At 67.3% G+C, this 13,933-nt stretch carries 19 protein-coding genes; 11 read left to right on the top strand and 8 right to left on the bottom strand.

Going from position 1 to position 13,933, the window contains the following annotated elements; all coding sequences use genetic code 11:
• Positions 1 to 579 (bottom strand): radical SAM protein (locus KBY78_RS10505; RefSeq protein ID WP_255143546.1); only part of this gene is annotated, 579 nt, incomplete at its 3' end.
• Positions 580 to 720: 141 nt separating this feature from the next.
• Between KBY78_RS10505 and KBY78_RS10500 the strand changes: the two genes are divergently transcribed.
• The 6 genes from KBY78_RS10500 to KBY78_RS10475 all read left to right on the top strand — a co-directional run bounded on the left by KBY78_RS10500 (position 721) and on the right by KBY78_RS10475 (position 5,794).
• Entirely contained in the window at positions 721 to 1,833 is a 1,113-nt protein-coding gene (locus KBY78_RS10500) for a PIN/TRAM domain-containing protein (protein ID WP_006170204.1), read from the top strand.
• A gap of 32 nt (positions 1,834 to 1,865) precedes the next feature.
• On the top strand, positions 1,866 to 2,540 hold the full coding sequence (locus KBY78_RS10495) for an ATP-dependent Clp protease proteolytic subunit (RefSeq protein ID WP_006170203.1): 675 nt from the start codon (positions 1,866 to 1,868) through the stop codon (positions 2,538 to 2,540).
• A gap of 83 nt (positions 2,541 to 2,623) precedes the next feature.
• The gene (locus KBY78_RS10490; protein WP_006170202.1) at positions 2,624 to 3,226 is read left to right on the top strand and encodes an ATP-dependent Clp protease proteolytic subunit; all 603 of its coding nucleotides are present in this window, start codon (positions 2,624 to 2,626) and stop codon (positions 3,224 to 3,226) included.
• A gap of 50 nt (positions 3,227 to 3,276) precedes the next feature.
• Complete coding sequence (gene ilvC, locus KBY78_RS10485) at positions 3,277 to 4,272, top strand: ketol-acid reductoisomerase (protein ID WP_006170201.1); 996 nt, start codon at positions 3,277 to 3,279, stop codon at positions 4,270 to 4,272.
• Between the two features lie 26 nt (positions 4,273 to 4,298).
• Positions 4,299 to 4,703: a hypothetical protein gene (locus tag KBY78_RS10480; RefSeq protein WP_255143545.1), complete on the top strand. Its 405-nt coding sequence runs from the start codon at positions 4,299 to 4,301 to the stop codon at positions 4,701 to 4,703.
• On the top strand, positions 4,703 to 5,794 hold the full coding sequence (locus KBY78_RS10475) for a CobD/CbiB family cobalamin biosynthesis protein (RefSeq protein WP_255143544.1): 1,092 nt from the start codon (positions 4,703 to 4,705) through the stop codon (positions 5,792 to 5,794). The genes KBY78_RS10480 and KBY78_RS10475 overlap by 1 nt, the downstream gene beginning before the upstream one ends.
• A 12-nt stretch (positions 5,795 to 5,806) precedes the next feature.
• Here KBY78_RS10475 and KBY78_RS10470 read toward each other — a convergent pair whose 3' ends face one another.
• Both KBY78_RS10470 and KBY78_RS10465 read right to left on the bottom strand, forming a co-directional pair.
• On the bottom strand, positions 5,807 to 6,475 hold the full coding sequence (locus KBY78_RS10470) for a sugar transferase (RefSeq protein ID WP_255143547.1): 669 nt from the start codon (positions 6,473 to 6,475) through the stop codon (positions 5,807 to 5,809).
• A gap of 134 nt (positions 6,476 to 6,609) precedes the next feature.
• Positions 6,610 to 7,821: a glycosyltransferase gene (locus KBY78_RS10465; RefSeq protein ID WP_255143543.1), complete on the bottom strand. Its 1,212-nt coding sequence runs from the start codon at positions 7,819 to 7,821 to the stop codon at positions 6,610 to 6,612.
• 104 nt (positions 7,822 to 7,925) lie between these two features.
• Between KBY78_RS10465 and KBY78_RS10460 the strand changes: the two genes are divergently transcribed.
• From KBY78_RS10460 to KBY78_RS10450, 3 genes are all read left to right on the top strand, one after another.
• Positions 7,926 to 8,168 carry a hypothetical protein gene (locus KBY78_RS10460; protein WP_006170195.1) on the top strand — a complete coding sequence of 81 codons (243 nt, stop codon included), beginning with the start codon at positions 7,926 to 7,928 and terminating at the stop codon, positions 8,166 to 8,168.
• A 13-nt stretch (positions 8,169 to 8,181) separates the two neighbouring features.
• Positions 8,182 to 8,433, top strand: coding sequence for a DUF6737 family protein (locus KBY78_RS10455; protein WP_255143542.1), 252 nt, complete (start codon positions 8,182 to 8,184; stop codon positions 8,431 to 8,433).
• A 107-nt stretch (positions 8,434 to 8,540) separates the two neighbouring features.
• Positions 8,541 to 8,750 (top strand): hypothetical protein, encoded by a 210-nt coding sequence (locus tag KBY78_RS10450; protein WP_006170193.1) that lies wholly within the window; start codon positions 8,541 to 8,543, stop codon positions 8,748 to 8,750.
• On the opposite strand, the gene KBY78_RS10445 is transcribed toward KBY78_RS10450, so the two are convergent.
• Positions 8,698 to 9,102 (bottom strand): hypothetical protein, encoded by a 405-nt coding sequence (locus KBY78_RS10445; protein ID WP_255143541.1) that lies wholly within the window; start codon positions 9,100 to 9,102, stop codon positions 8,698 to 8,700. The genes KBY78_RS10450 and KBY78_RS10445 overlap by 53 nt on opposite strands.
• On the opposite strand from KBY78_RS10445, the gene KBY78_RS10440 reads away from it, so the two are divergent.
• Positions 9,101 to 9,610 carry a hypothetical protein gene (locus tag KBY78_RS10440; protein WP_198005115.1) on the top strand — a complete coding sequence of 170 codons (510 nt, stop codon included), beginning with the start codon at positions 9,101 to 9,103 and terminating at the stop codon, positions 9,608 to 9,610. The genes KBY78_RS10445 and KBY78_RS10440 overlap by 2 nt on opposite strands.
• A gap of 177 nt (positions 9,611 to 9,787) precedes the next feature.
• Here the strand turns inward: KBY78_RS10440 and KBY78_RS10435 are convergent, their stop codons facing one another.
• From KBY78_RS10435 to KBY78_RS10420, 4 genes are all read right to left on the bottom strand, one after another.
• Positions 9,788 to 10,114 carry a hypothetical protein gene (locus KBY78_RS10435; protein WP_255143540.1) on the bottom strand — a complete coding sequence of 109 codons (327 nt, stop codon included), beginning with the start codon at positions 10,112 to 10,114 and terminating at the stop codon, positions 9,788 to 9,790.
• Between the two features lie 35 nt (positions 10,115 to 10,149).
• A complete protein-coding gene (ppk2, locus tag KBY78_RS10430) occupies positions 10,150 to 11,112 on the bottom strand; it encodes a polyphosphate kinase 2 (RefSeq protein WP_255143539.1) in 963 nt (320 codons plus the stop codon).
• A 66-nt stretch (positions 11,113 to 11,178) separates the two neighbouring features.
• A complete protein-coding gene (locus tag KBY78_RS10425; protein WP_255143538.1) occupies positions 11,179 to 12,543 on the bottom strand; it encodes an ATP-binding protein in 1,365 nt (454 codons plus the stop codon).
• 3 nt (positions 12,544 to 12,546) lie between these two features.
• The gene (locus KBY78_RS10420; RefSeq protein ID WP_037980032.1) at positions 12,547 to 13,272 is read right to left on the bottom strand and encodes a response regulator; all 726 of its coding nucleotides are present in this window, start codon (positions 13,270 to 13,272) and stop codon (positions 12,547 to 12,549) included.
• Positions 13,273 to 13,455: 183 nt separating this feature from the next.
• On the opposite strand from KBY78_RS10420, the gene KBY78_RS10415 reads away from it, so the two are divergent.
• A partial coding sequence (locus tag KBY78_RS10415) for an EF-hand domain-containing protein (protein ID WP_255143537.1) occupies positions 13,456 to 13,933 on the top strand: 478 nt, incomplete at its 3' end.

Raw genomic sequence — 13,933 nt, 5'->3', positions numbered from 1 at the left:
TGGCTCCAGCTCGAGGGCCTGCTGCAGCTGCTGCCGCCAGTGGGGCAGATCCTGCTCGGGAAGCCCCTGAATCAGATCCAGACTCCAACTGGCCAGATCAGCGGCGGCCTGGGCCTGGCGCAGCCAGGCGGCGGCCTGGAGCAGGTGTCGACGGCGATGGCGACGGCCCAGGCGCTCCAGCACCGCGTCATCGAAGCTCTGCCCCCCCAGGCTCACCCGGTTGATGCCCAGCGCCAGCATCCCCTCCAACCGCGGGCGATCAAAGCTGGCCGGATCCATCTCCAGGGTGATCTCAGCTCCAGGGGAGAAGCCGAAGCGCTGGCGCAGGCCATCCAGCAGCTCCCCCATCTGCTCTGGGGTGAGCAGCGAGGGGGTGCCGCCACCGATGTAGACAGTGGAGAGAGGGGCCGGGTTCGGGGAAGCGGCGATCTCGGCCTGCAGCAGCGGCAGATAAGCAGCGATCGAGGCGGAATGGGCACCGTCGGCGTGGTCCCCCAGCGGCACCACCGCGAAGTCGCAGTAGAAGCAACGGCGGTGGCAGAAGGGGGTGTGGAGGGAGGCGGCGCGGGGTGCGGTCACGGCCTGGAATGGGGTTGGGTGCGGTCGCCTTCAGGATTCGCCACATGTCCGTAGGCAAATATACGGATACCTTTCCCGGTCAAATGGGGCGGGATCAGCCATGCTGCGGTTTCCCGGCCCTGGGCAGCCCACAACAAGCACATGGTGGACCCGCTCATCCTGCTGCTGTTCCTGATCTCCGGCGCAGCCACCGGCTGGCTGGGGGTGGATCTGCTGCCGGAGAATCTGCTGATCGAGGTGACCAACCTCGATGGCCTGCGCTGGGTGCTCGGAGGCTTCGGGGCCTTCTTCGGGCTGCTGGCCGGGTTCTTCTTCCAGCTACTGCGGCGCCGCCTGATGCGCCAGGTGCGCTCGATGCCCACCGACCTTCTGGTGAGCCGCGCCGTGGGGCTGATCCTGGGGCTGCTGGTGGCCAACCTGCTGCTGGCACCGATCCTGCTGCTGCCGCTGCCCTGGGAAGTGATTTTCGTGAAGCCGCTGGCGGCGGTGCTGAGCAACGTGTTCTTCGGGGTGCTGGGCTACAACCTCGCCGAGGTGCACGGGCGCACGCTGCTGCGGCTGTTCAACCCTTCCAGCACCGAGGCGCTGCTGGTGGCCGATGGGGTGCTGCAACCGGCCACCGCCAAGATCCTCGACACCAGCGTGATCATCGACGGACGCATCCGCGGACTGCTGGAGTCGGGCTTGCTGGAGGGTCAGGTGATCGTGGCCCAGGCCGTGATCGATGAATTGCAGCAGCTGGCCGATTCGGGCAATGCCGAGAAGCGGGGGAAGGGCCGGCGCGGCCTGAACCTGCTGGCCGCCCTGCGCGAGACCTACGGCCGCCGCCTGGTGGTGAACAGCACCCGCTACGAGGGCAACGGCGCCGACGACAAGCTGCTCAAGCTCACCGCCGACACAGGTGGCACCCTGCTCACGGCCGATTACAACCTGGCCAAGGTGGCCGAGGTGCAGGATCTCAGGGTGATGAACCTGAGCGCCCTGGTGATCGCCCTGCGACCCGAGGTGCAGCCCGGCGACGCCCTGCAGCTCAAGATCGTGCGCGAGGGCAAGGAGGCCAACCAGGGGGTGGGTTACCTGGAGGACGGCACGATGGTGGTGGTGGAATCCGCCAGGGCGCGCATCGGCCAGCGCCTGCCCGTGACCGTGACCGGAGCTCTGCAGACCCCAGCCGGGCGCATGGTCTTCGCCCGCTGCGACCAGGAGGGGCCGAAACAGCCCGCTGCCATCCAGCAGCCGACGGGCCCCCGCTAGGCTCCCCTTCAGGCCCTGTAGAGCGTTTTCAGATGTCGGTGTCGGCCCCTTACTACGGCGATTCCGCCGTGATGCGCACACCGCCGCCCGATCTGCCGTCGCTGCTGCTCAAGGAGCGGATCGTCTACCTCGGCCTGCCCCTCTTCTCCGATGACGACGCCAAGCGTCAGATGGGGATCGATGTGACTCAGCTGATCATTGCTCAGCTTCTCTTTCTCGAGTTCGACAATCCCGAGAAACCGATCTTCTTCTACATCAACTCCACCGGTACCAGCTGGTACTCCGGCGATGCCATCGGCTTCGAAACCGAGGCCTTCGCCATCTGCGACACGATCCGCTACGTGAAACCGCCGGTGCACACCATCTGCATCGGCCAGGCCATGGGCACCGCCGCGATGATCCTCTCGGCGGGAGCCAAGGGCCACCGGGCCGCCTTGCCCCACGCCTCGATCGTGCTGCACCAGCCCCGCTCCGGTGCCCGCGGCCAGGCCAGCGACATCCAGATCCGCGCCCAGGAAGTGCTGCACAACAAGCGCGTGATGCTGGAGATGCTCTCCCACAACACCGGCCGCAGTGTCGAGCAGCTCTCGAAGGATTCCGACCGCATGACCTACCTCACGCCGCGGGAGGCCCTGGAATACGGCCTGATCGACCGGATCCTCACCAGCCAGAAGCCGCTGCCGGTGCCCCTGGCCGGCTCGGTCTGAACCAGGCCCGCTGAGCTCGCTGAGCAGAGCCTGCCCCCCGCTCGTCTTTCACTCCGTCACCACCCCGTTCCGCACCCACCGCCATGCCCATCGGCACCCCCAGCGTTCCCTATCGCCTGCCCGGCAGCCAGTACGAGCGCTGGGTCGACATCTACACCCGCCTCGGCGTGGAGCGGATCCTCTTCCTTGGCCAGGAGGTCAACGACGGCATCGCCAACAGCCTGGTGGCCCAGATGCTGTACCTGGATTCCGAGGACAGCAGCAAGCCGATCTACCTCTACATCAATTCCCCGGGGGGATCGGTCACCGCCGGGCTGGCGATCTACGACACGATCCAGTACGTCAAATCGGATGTGGTGACCATCTGCGTGGGCCTGGCGGCCAGCATGGGCGCCTTCCTGCTGGCGGCGGGCACCAAGGGCAAGCGTCTGGCCCTGCCACACGCGCGGATCATGATCCACCAGCCCCTGGGCGGCACCAGCCAGCGCCAGGCCAGCGACATCGAGATCGAGGCCCGCGAGATCCTGCGCATCAAGGACATGCTCAACCAGAGCCTGGCCGACATGTGCGGTCAGAGCCTTGAGAAGGTGACCAAGGACACCGACCGTGACTACTTCCTCAGTGCGGCCGAGGCCAAGGACTACGGCCTGATCGATCGGGTGATCTCCCACCCCAGCGAGGCCTGAGCGGCCAGGCACGACCCTAAAGTCGCTGTTTGCCCTGCCCGATTCGCCGGATGGCCCAGCTTTTCTACGACTCCGACGCCGATCTGAGCCTGCTCGACGGCAAGACGGTGGCCATCATCGGCTACGGCTCCCAGGGCCACGCCCATGCTCTGAACCTCAAGGACAGCGGCGTGAACGTGGTGGTGGGCCTCTACGAGGGCAGCCGTTCGGCCGACAAGGCCAGGGCCGATGGCCTTGAAGTGCTGAGCGTGGCCGAGGCCGCCGAGCGCGCCGACTGGATCATGGTGCTCCTGCCCGATGAAACCCAGAAGGCCGTCTACGACGCCGAAATCGCGCCGCACCTCAAGCCCGGCAAGGTGCTGAGCTTCGCCCATGGCTTCAACATCCGCTTCGGGCTGATTCAGCCCCCCGCCGACGTGGATGTGGTGATGATCGCCCCCAAGGGGCCTGGCCACACCGTGCGCTGGGAATACCAGAACGGCCAGGGGGTGCCGGCCCTGTTCGCCATCCACCAGGACGCCAGCGGCAACGCCCGCGCCTTGGCCATGGCCTATGCCAAGGCCATCGGCGGCACCCGCGCCGGCATCCTGGAAACCAACTTCAAAGAGGAAACCGAAACCGACCTCTTCGGTGAGCAGGCCGTGCTCTGCGGCGGCCTCAGCGAGCTGGTGAAGGCTGGCTTCGAAACCCTGGTGGATGCGGGCTACCAGCCTGAACTCGCCTACTTCGAATGCCTGCACGAAGTGAAGCTGATCGTGGATCTGATGGTGAAGGGCGGCCTCACCGCCATGCGCGATTCGATCTCCAACACCGCTGAGTACGGCGATTATGTGAGCGGTCCACGTCTGATCACCGCCGACACCAAGGCCGAGATGAAGCGCATCCTCGCCGACATCCAGGACGGCACCTTCGCCCGCAACTTCGTGGCCGAATGTGAGGCCGGCAAGCCGGAGATGATCAAGGCTCGCCACCGCGATGCGGCCCATCCGGTCGAGCAGGTGGGCGTGGGCCTGCGCTCCATGTTCAGCTGGCTGAAGGCCTCCTGAAGCCGGATCACCCCGGTGGCTCAAACGTGGGCCCCAGGTTGAATCTGCCCGTGCTGGCCTGGGGCAGTGCCCAGGCCAGCACAAGCCTCACCCTGGCTGCAGCAACCTGGATGGTGATCGGCCTGAGCTGCTCACCTCTGGTGAACAGCCTGCTGCCTGCCCTGGTCACCCTGCCGGCGCTGCTGCCCCTGATCCGTCGCCCCCTGGCCGGGGTGATGCTGCTGATCGCGACCCGCTGGCTGCCGGGCTGGGGTTCATTGCTGATTTTCCTGCCGATGGGCGGCCTGGCCCAGGCCAGCGATCTGGCCCAGGGGAGGGGCCTGTTTCACCTGGGCGATGAACCCCTGCGCTGGCAGACCCTGGCGCGATCGGGGGCCATCGGCGGCCTTCTTGGCAGCCTGGCCATGGGGCTGTCACCAAGGACGCTGTGATGGTGTTGGTGGCGCCAATCCAGCTCTGGCTGCTGATGCTGCTGGCCGGCGCCTTGGATCGCGTAGTGGGCGATCCGATCAGCTGGCCCCATCCGGTGCAGGCGATGGGCTGGGCGATCCAGCGGCTGCGCTCCCCCGGGGAGCGCTGGGCCGGAGATCACCCCCGCCGGTTGCGCCTGGTGGGGCTGGGCCTCACCGCCGTGGTGGTGAGCGTCAGCGGCCTGGCCGGCTGGACCATTGAACAACTGGCGCTGGGCTCCGCCTCACCCCTGTCCCTGCCGGCCCCCGTGGCCTGGCTCGGGTTGCCGGTGCTGCTGGTGGCCCTGGCCAGTGCCCTGGCCGCCGGCAGCCTGGAGAAGGCCGTGCGGACGGTGCTGGCCCCGATCAGCGGTCCGCCGCCGCCAGTAGCCGAGGAGGAGGATCAGCTGAAACAGGCGCGCCGGCACCTGGCCTGGATCGTGGGCCGGGATGTGGAGGGCCTCAGCCGGGCAGAGCTGATGCGCGCGGCGGCCGAGACCGCCGCAGAGAATGCCGTCGATGGCCTCTTCGGCCCCCTGTTCTGGATGCTGGCCGGCGCCGGGCTCTGGACGGCCCTGGGGGTGGCTGATGGGGCTCCAGGCCCCCTGAGCCTGGCCTGGATGTACAAGGCCTCCAGCACCCTCGATTCGATGCTCGGCTACCGGCGCGGCCGCCTGCGCTGGCTGGGCACCGCCGGAGCCCGGCTCGATGACCTGCTCACTTGGCTGCCCGCCCGGGTGGTGGCGTTCACGCTGCCGGCCGCAGCCGGCCGGTTTGCTCAGAGCCTTCAGCTGGGGCGGGAGGCTCTCCGCCAGGGGCGGGGCGATCCCTCCCCCAACGCCGGGGTGTCGATGGCGGCCTTTGCGCTGGCGGCCCGGGTTCAGCTGGGGGGCGTGAACCACTACGGCGGAGTGGCCAGGCCCAAACCGATCCTCGGCCGGGGCTTCCCGAAGGCCGATCCCACAGCCGTGGACCTGATCCTGACGCTGAGCGCCCGCCTCGAGGCCCTCTGGCTGGCCCTGAGCCTGCCCCTGCTGATTGCTCTGAGTCAGGTGCGCGGGCTGGCTGGCTGAAGCGCAGGGGTGTCAGTAGGCGCCGCGATCACGCGGATAGAGGATCACCCCAACCGTGCGCAGGATGATCGCCAGATCCAGCAGGACAGTGCGGCGGCGGGCGTAGCTGACATCGAGCCGGACCCGGGCGTCGTAGCTGAGGTTATTGCGCCCTGACACCTGCCAGAGGCCCGTCAGACCCGGACGCACCGCCAGAACTTCATCCATCTGGCGGCCATAGCGCTCCAGTTCGTCCCAGACGATCGGCCGCGGGCCGACCACACTCATCTGGCCCTTGAGCACGTTGATGAACTGGGGCAGCTCATCGAGACTGGAGCGGCGCAGGAAAACACCGATCGGGGTGATCCGCGGGTCGGCCTTGAGCTTGAAGTCTTTTTTGAACTCCGCCTTGAGTTCGGGAGACTGCTCCAGCAGGGTCTTGAGGATGCGGTTAGCGTCCTTGCGCATCGTGCGGAACTTGATGCAGCCGAAGCCCTTGTAGCCCCGGCCGATCCTGCGCTGAACGTAAAAGACCGGCCCGGGCGAGCTGAGCTTCACCAGCACCGCCAGCAGCAGCAGCAGGGGACTGCCCAGGGCCAGCACCGCCAGGGAGAACACGATGTCACCGCTGCGCTTGAACACGCGGGAGCGCTTCGACTGTGCCCGGATCAACTGCTCGGCCGTGGGCACCGCCGTGGTCATCGAATCAGCAACCACGAGCTGGGGCACCAGGTGCAGAGGCCGGGCGACGGGGCCGGCGGCTTCATAGGCACTGAGCGACGTTCCGGACATCAACGCCCCCAAGGTGAGGGAACTCTAAAAATTGATTGGTCAACTCACCAGCCCTCGCGGTCACTCACCCCAGAGGCACAGCACCGCAGGCGCCGCTGATGCCCCTGACAGCGGCGCTCCAGAACCGCCTGCAACCGCTGGCGGAAGCGCTCCGGCGAGAAGCGCTCGGCCCACTGGCGTTGGCGCTCCGCCGGCAGGCGGTGCCACAACTGTCCCTGCTCGAAATGCTCCAGTGCCTGGACCAGGGCAGTGGCGCTCTGCTGCTCGAACAGCAGGCCGGTGGGATGGGGGGCCTCGGCGGTCAGGCAGCGGACGGTGTCGAGCAGCCCCCCCTGACCGAGGCCGATCACTGGAGCGCCCGCGGCCATGGCCTCCACCGGGGCGATGCCGAAATCCTCCAGACCGGCGTAGAGGTAGGCCCGGCAACGGCCCATCAGATCTGTCACCCGCTCGGCCGAACAGGCCCCCAGCAGCGTCACGGTGGGGCCGGCCAGGGCCTGCAGTCGAGCCCGCTCCGGACCGTCGCCCACCACCAGCAGGGGCAGCCCCAGGCGATTACAGGCCTCGATCACCAGGTCCACCCGCTTGTAGGGCACCAGGCGGCAGAGGGAGAGGTAAAAATCGTCCCGGGGCTGGTCCCAGCGAAAACGGTCGACCGCCACCGGCGGATGCAGCACCTGGCTGGAGCGGCGCCAGCAGCGCCAGATCCGCCGTGCCGTGAAGCGCGAGTTGGCCAGCAGATGGTCGACCCGGGCACTGCTGCTCACATCCCACTGGCGTAGCTGATGCAGCTGCCAGCGAACCAACGGGCCCAGGGGGCCTCTGGCGATGGCGGAACCGGCCAGGTAGGCCTGCATCTGGTCCCAGGCGTAGCGGACCGGTGTGTGCACATAACTGATGTGGAGCTGGTCGGGGCCGGTGAGCACCCCCTTGGCCACCAGGTGGTTGCTGCTGAGCACCAGGGGATAGCCGGCCAGATCCAGCTGCTCGATCGCCAGGGGCAGCAGCGGCAGGTACTGCTGCACATGGCTCACCCCCCAGGGCAGGCGCTGGATGAAGGTGGTCTGGATGCGCCGGCCCTCCAGCCAGCCGCCCGACCGGGAACTCTCGCCATCCACCAGGGCAAAGAGGCTGGCGGCGGGGCGGCCCTCGCCAAGCAGCCGATCGATCTGCTGCACCACCAGTTCAGACCCACCAACCGAGCGGGGCGTGAACCACTCATGCACGAGGGCGATCCGGCTGGGAAGTCCTGACATGGCGGCACGGTAGGGCCCCGAGCCTGGGCGATCACATCACGAAAACTCTCAGCTGATTGCGTGCCCAGGCCTGGATCTGGATGCTGAACTGAGCCCAGCCAGCCATGCCAATCCGCGACCTGCTTGAAGATGCCCTCGAGGAGCCCTCGATCGGGCTCACCCCATGCTTCAGCTGGCATGCCACCCCCGTGGGAATCGCTGCCCTCTGGCGTGCTGGAGCGGCACCATCCATTCCCCCGTACGAGACCGCCCTCAAGGAAGGGCTCGCCGTGGGGCTGGATCTCAGCCGTGAGGAACGGGAGTTCCATCAGTTGCGCATGGGGCTGGTGCTTCTGTTCCATTCCTGATGCACCCGAACCGATGAGTGAGCCCCCCGGCAACACCGCCCCAGCGCCGGCAGCGGTGTCGATCTGGCAGCTCAAACCCTGGTGGTGCCAGCCCTGGTCAATCCTGCTCACCGGGGTGCTCCTGATCGCCGGCAGCTGGTTCTGGCTCGGCCGTTGGTGGCTTACCGTTCCATTTGCCACAGGGGTGCTGCTGTGGTGGTGGCTGTTCCTGGTGCTGATGCCCCGTCAGCTGAGCGACCTGTCAGGACCGGATGACATCGGTTGAAATGCAACCGATCCAACAGCGTCAGCGCCAGCCTTTCCTTTGGATGGTGTTCACAGCACGATGCAGAGGGCGTTCGCCATTCCGTTCCTTCCCACCCACGAGTCGCCATGAGTTACGAACCTGGTACCAGTGAATGCCGGTTGCTGATCGACAGCAAGGACCAGATCGAAGCGGTCCTGGCCAACCTCGCCAAGCTCGAGAACACCGATCACATCCGCATGCAGTTGTTGGCGGTCTACAACCAGCTGGAGGGCCTCCATGACCTCAGGCGGACCAAGCCAGCCGCTGCGTTCCCCGGCAGGGATGGAAGCGCCTGAGGAACCCATCCAGCTCGATCGGTCCGCAGCGCCGCCGCCAGCCCTGCTGAGCCATCGGGTGCCGCCAGGCAGTGATCCGAAGCGCCCAGCGCCCCTGAGGCCTGTACACGATCAGATAGCGATAGCGGCAGTCGCGGCGAAACTCCGGTGACCCCAGGGGTTCAGCCTGGAGATGGCAGCGCAGGAATCCGGCCACCAGACCGCCGGGACCGTTGCCATCAGCCTGGCAGGCCTCAAGGGCAGCGCCCAGCCTCAGGGCCGCCCCGGCCGGATCCCCCTGACGGGGAAGGTAGAGATGAACAGGTCCCCAGCCGGGAAAACCCAGGAAGGAATACACCGCGGGGATGTCCATGGCAACGGCTCGAGAAGGTCCGCTTCCTCAATGCCCCCGCTGTCCCATCGAGCGCTGGGGCGGCCGCTGCCTGGGGGGCGTGCTGCTGCTGGCGCTGCTGGGCGCTGCCGGGCTGGCCCTGGCCCAGCAGCGCAGCGGCAACGCCCTCGGCCTGGCCTCCCTCCTGCGGGTGGGTGAACCGATCGTCGCGGCCGACCAACGCCTGTTGCAGCTGGGCTGGCAGCCCGCTGCGGCCGCCAGAGCCGATGACCTTGACCAGGAGCTCTCCGGCAGCCGCCTGGCCAGCCTCAGTGGCTGCTCCGGCACGGGGCTGGGCTATTGCCGCTTCGATTACCGCAGGGGCAGGACCAGGCTTGCGGTGATCACCGTACCGTCCGCGGCAGGCAACCATGGCGGGCCGCAAGTGCTGCGCTGGGTGGATGAAGCCAGCGGCCAGCGCTGGGGGCTGTGTCAGAGCGACTCCTCCGGGGAGCTGGCCCCCTGCGGCCCCGAGAGGCCTGAGGACTGAGCCGGGTGCTCAATGGCAGCCGAGCCGATAGGTTTGACCCCTTGCCGCCGCCGCAGGCCGATGGGTTTGGAGAACAAGCAACGCCCCCCCTGGCTGAACTGGCTGTTTCTGCTGATCTTTCTCTGGAGCAGCTGGCAACTGGCGGGGTTCTGGTTCGATCGCCTGCACTGATCAGCCCTACTGATCGTCGAGGGCCTGGCTGAGACGCGAGAGCAGCGTGCGGCGGGCCACCTCCGGGCTGAGGCCCTGGTCGCTGGCTTCCTTCACCCAGTCCTGGGCGGCCTGGATCAGGGCCTCCAGGCCTAGCGCTCCCGATCGCAGGGCCTGAAAGGAGGCCATCAGGTCCTGATCGAGGGCCTGGGAAGGATCCCCACAGACGATGTACTGGCGGCCATCACTGCCCGTGTAGAGCAGACTGCCCTCGGGCCCCCGCAGGGGAGCCGTGGCGGGAACGGTCAGGGAAGAGTCCGGACCCAGGGGCGGGTCATCGTCGGAGCGGGTCATGGCCAGGGGGCAATGGGGCGGTAGGGGCTGTGGATTCAGGGATAGGCGTTGGGAACGAAGAACTGCTCATTCATCGGTGGGCGGTTGTAATCACCGACGGTCTTACGAGGTGGAAGTTCGATCGGAGCGGGCGTCATGTCCTCGTAGGGGATCTTGGAGAGCAGATGGCGGATGCAATTGAGGCGGGCCCGGCGCTTGTCATCGGCCTCAACGGTGAACCAGGGCGCTTCTGGGATGTTGGTGTGGGCGAACATCTGGTCCTTGGCCTTCGAGAACTCCACCCAGCGGTCGCGCGACTCCAGATCCATCGGTGAGAGCTTCCAGCGGCGGGCTGGATCATCCAGCCTGGAGCGGAAGCGGACTTCCTGCTCCTCGTCGCTGACCGAGAACCAGTATTTGAGCAGAACGATGCCGGAGCGCACCAACATGCGCTCGAACTGGGGGGCCGATTGCATGAACTCCTCCACCTGCTCGTCGGTGCAGAAGCCCATCACCCTCTCCACGCCGGCACGGTTGTACCAGCTGCGATCGAACATGACGATCTCACCGGCAGCTGGGAAGTGCTCCACATAGCGCTGGAAATACCACTGGGTGCGCTGCTGATCCGAGGGCGTACCCAGGGCAACGACGTTGCAGCCGCGAGGATTGAGCGGTTCGGTGATGCGCTTGATCGCACCGCCCTTGCCCGCTGCATCGCGGCCCTCGAAGAGAATGATCAGGCGAAAGCCGACATGTTTCACCCAGTACTGCATCTTCACCAGCTCGACCTGGAGTTTCTCCAGTTCTTTCTCGTAAAACTTGCGGCTGAGTTTGACAATTTTATCTTCGGGGGGAGCTCCCAGATCGTCTTCACTCTCCCCTACCAAATGGGAGGGGTGATAGCGATCTTGCTGGCCGTTGGGAGGGTAAGGAGAATGGGAACTGGCCACAAAGGACTCCAGGCTGGACTCCGCATGGCTGCCCTTTTTGGCCTTGGACTTGCCTTTGCCTTTCCCCATCAAGCTCAGCTCCGAACCCCCAACAATGCCTCCTTTCTAGAGGCATTCTCGTGAACAGGGGATGGGTTAAAGACAGATTGTTGAGGCCCTGACACGGCCATCGGCCAGGGAATGGCCACTCAGGCTCACGCAGAACGTCCCGGGAGCCTCCTGCGGCGAGAGATCCACCAGGGGCTCAGCCCCCAGCCGCAATTCACCGCCATGGGTGCGGGCCACCCTCTGGGCGATCGCCAGACCCAGACCGCAATGACCGTGGCCGCTGCGTGCCTCATCAAGCCGCTGGAAGGGCATCAGCGCCTGGGAGCGCTGATCCTCGGCGATGCCTTGCCCTTGATCCCACACCTGCAGCTCGAAGCCGTCCTGTTGCCAGGCCCGAAGCACCAGCCGCACGGGCGGCTGTCCATAACTGAGGGCATTGTCGATCAGGTTGGCCACGGCGCGGCCCAGGGCGATCGGCTGAACCGTGGCCGTGACCGGGGCCAGATCCAGCTCCACCGGCTGGCCGTCGTAACGGGCCGCCAGCTCCGCCAGCAGCTCCGCCAGGGGCACGCTCACCGCCGCCTCCCCTCCCCCGCCGCCGGCGAAGAGCAGGAACTGGCCCGTGATCCGCTCAAGGTCGTCGAGATCCGCGCCGGCCCTGGCGCTGGCGGAGGCATCCCCAAGCAGCGACAGGCGCAGCCGCAGACGCGTGAGCGGTGTCTTGAGGTCGTGGGCGATACCGGCGAGCATCGTGGCCCGCTCCTGCTCACTGTCCTCCAGGCGCTGGAGCATGGCATTGAAGCGCTGGGCCAGGCGGCGCACCTCGGGAGCGCCCCGCTGAGGCATCGGCTCCGGCTGTGCGTCGAGGCCCACCCGCGCCAGGGCTCGCTCCAACTGCTGCAGCGGCCGCTGCACCTCCAGCAGCAGGAACAGAGCCCCGGCCATCACACTGCCGCTCGCCAGAGAGAGCGTCACCAGCAACGGATCGGGCGGCCAGCCGAAACGGGGCCGAATGGGGGCATAGAGCCAGACCGGCTCCAGGGGCGAAGCCAGCTCGATCCAGACACCACGGGCCGCGCCGTGGTTCGGCACCACCTCGGGGCAGCGGGGCAGCCGGCGGCACAGCTCCAGCTGCAGCTGATCGGCTTGCCGCTCGAGGCGTACATCATCCCCCTGACCAAGCAGACCCCAGCGCCGGGGAGGGCGCGGCGGCTGACCCACTCCCAGCTGCAGGCCGCTGAGCTGGGAGACGGTGGCCGGCGGAAAACGCTCCAGCGCCAGCTCCGAGAGCCTCAGGTTCAGGGCCACCTGGGGACCCATCTGGGCGATCTGGGCCTGGCCGATCCGAGTGCCCAGCAGGGCCTGAAGCAACATCAGGCTGAGGGCCCATCCCCCAAGAAAGAACCCCCCGAGACGCAACGACAGGGCAGCGGAGCGGATCGAGGGGGCCATGGCTCAGCGGTTGCGGGGCTGGCCGTCGGGAACGAAGACGTAGCCATAGCCCCAGACCGTCTGGAGATAGCGCGGCCGGCTCGGGTCAGGCTCCACCAGCCGCCTCACCCGCGACACCTGCACATCCATGCTGCGGGTGTCGGTGTCGCTGGCGGGGCCACGGGCCAGCTCGATCAGGCGCTCCCGCGAGAGGGGACGGTGCGGGTGCTGCACGAAGGCGGCCAGCAGGCTGAATTCACCGCTGGTGATGGTCACCGGCTGATTCTGCCGCTCCAGGGTGCGGGCGGAGAGATCCAGCACGTTGTCGCCGAAGTGCACCAGCTCGCCATCGGCGAGGGGGGTGCCGGCCGGCATGGTGCCGCGGCGGCGCAGCACTGCTTCGATGCGGGCCATCAGCTCCCGTGGCAGGAATGGCTTGGCCAGGTAGTCATCGGCGCCCTGCTCCAGGCCGATGATCCGGTCGACCGCCTCGCCGCGGGCCGTGAGCATCACCACGGGCAGATCGTCGCTGGAATCACGCAGGCGCCGCAGCAGGGTGAGGCCGTCGTCACCGGGCAGCATCAGATCGAGCACCACCAGATCGGGGCGTTGGAACTCCAGCCGGGCCATCAGTTGGCGACCGTCGGTGAGGCAGCGCACCTCATAGCCCTGGTCGGTGAGGTAGGTGCCCAGCAACTGGCGCAGTTCGGGGTCGTCATCGACCACCCAGATCGTGTGGGTTCGGCTCAAGGCGGGGGCCGCAGCTGGCACGACTGTATGGAGTGGAACCCATCGCGCCCAGGGGCCTCCCCCCCGGCTCGCCTTGCCAAAGGTGACTGCCCGGCCCTGCAGACAGCTCCGGTCATGGCTTGACCCCGGCAGCCGCGGCCGCAGGGGCTGAGCCGGCCCGCCGATCTCCATAAGGTGATCGCCATGGCGACCCCCACCAGCTCCAGGAGAAGACTCAAGCTGTCTGCCGGCAATGGCCCGCTGCGGCCTCTGCTGGTGGTAGCCGCCCTGCTGCTCAGCCTGGCGGGACCAGGGCTCGCCCAGGACAACCGGTCGCTGCAGCTGTACCACCAGCGGATGCAGGCCTGGTTCGAGCAGCTGGACCGCAACCGCGATGGCAGGCTGACCCCCCAGGAAAGCCGCGGCCAGCCCTATCTGGAAACGAATTTCCGGCGGCTGGATCAGGAAGGCCGGGGCTACCTGCTGCCCACCGACCTGAGTCCCCGTCAGAAGGTCTTCCTGGGAGTGCGGCTGCGCACGGTGTTCGCCCAGGCCGACCGCAATGGCGATGGCCGGCTCAGCCGCCAGGAGGCGCGGTCCTTCCCCTGGCTGAACCGGCGGTTCTCGGAAATTGACCTGAATCGCGATGGAGCCGTCAGCCTTCAGGAGGTTTGGGAGTCGA

The sequence above is a fragment of the Synechococcus sp. EJ6-Ellesmere genome (assembly GCF_024345875.1).
In the GTDB taxonomy this organism is placed as follows: Bacteria; Cyanobacteriota; Cyanobacteriia; order PCC-6307; family Cyanobiaceae; genus Regnicoccus_A; species Regnicoccus_A antarcticus.
The sequence above is the reverse complement of the archived record's forward strand: the minus strand, read 5'-3'. Positions and strand labels throughout refer to the sequence as shown.

Coding starts and splice junctions, on each gene's coding strand:
- KBY78_RS10495 (WP_006170203.1), top strand. CDS start 1,866: ATGTCGGTGTCGGCCCCTTACTACGGCGATTCCGCCGTGATGCGCACA.
- KBY78_RS10465 (WP_255143543.1), bottom strand. CDS start 7,821: ATGTCAGGACTTCCCAGCCGGATCGCCCTCGTGCATGAGTGGTTCACG.
- KBY78_RS10470 (WP_255143547.1), bottom strand. CDS start 6,475: ATGACCACGGCGGTGCCCACGGCCGAGCAGTTGATCCGGGCACAGTCG.
- ilvC (WP_006170201.1), top strand. CDS start 3,277: ATGGCCCAGCTTTTCTACGACTCCGACGCCGATCTGAGCCTGCTCGAC.
- KBY78_RS10455 (WP_255143542.1), top strand. CDS start 8,182: ATGAGTGAGCCCCCCGGCAACACCGCCCCAGCGCCGGCAGCGGTGTCG.
- KBY78_RS10440 (WP_198005115.1), top strand. CDS start 9,101: ATGGCAACGGCTCGAGAAGGTCCGCTTCCTCAATGCCCCCGCTGTCCC.
- KBY78_RS10490 (WP_006170202.1), top strand. CDS start 2,624: ATGCCCATCGGCACCCCCAGCGTTCCCTATCGCCTGCCCGGCAGCCAG.
- ppk2 (WP_255143539.1), bottom strand. CDS start 11,112: ATGGGGAAAGGCAAAGGCAAGTCCAAGGCCAAAAAGGGCAGCCATGCG.
- KBY78_RS10425 (WP_255143538.1), bottom strand. CDS start 12,543: ATGGCCCCCTCGATCCGCTCCGCTGCCCTGTCGTTGCGTCTCGGGGGG.
- KBY78_RS10450 (WP_006170193.1), top strand. CDS start 8,541: ATGAGTTACGAACCTGGTACCAGTGAATGCCGGTTGCTGATCGACAGC.
- KBY78_RS10460 (WP_006170195.1), top strand. CDS start 7,926: ATGCCAATCCGCGACCTGCTTGAAGATGCCCTCGAGGAGCCCTCGATC.
- KBY78_RS10475 (WP_255143544.1), top strand. CDS start 4,703: ATGGTGTTGGTGGCGCCAATCCAGCTCTGGCTGCTGATGCTGCTGGCC.
- KBY78_RS10500 (WP_006170204.1), top strand. CDS start 721: ATGGTGGACCCGCTCATCCTGCTGCTGTTCCTGATCTCCGGCGCAGCC.
- KBY78_RS10445 (WP_255143541.1), bottom strand. CDS start 9,102: ATGGACATCCCCGCGGTGTATTCCTTCCTGGGTTTTCCCGGCTGGGGA.
- KBY78_RS10435 (WP_255143540.1), bottom strand. CDS start 10,114: ATGACCCGCTCCGACGATGACCCGCCCCTGGGTCCGGACTCTTCCCTG.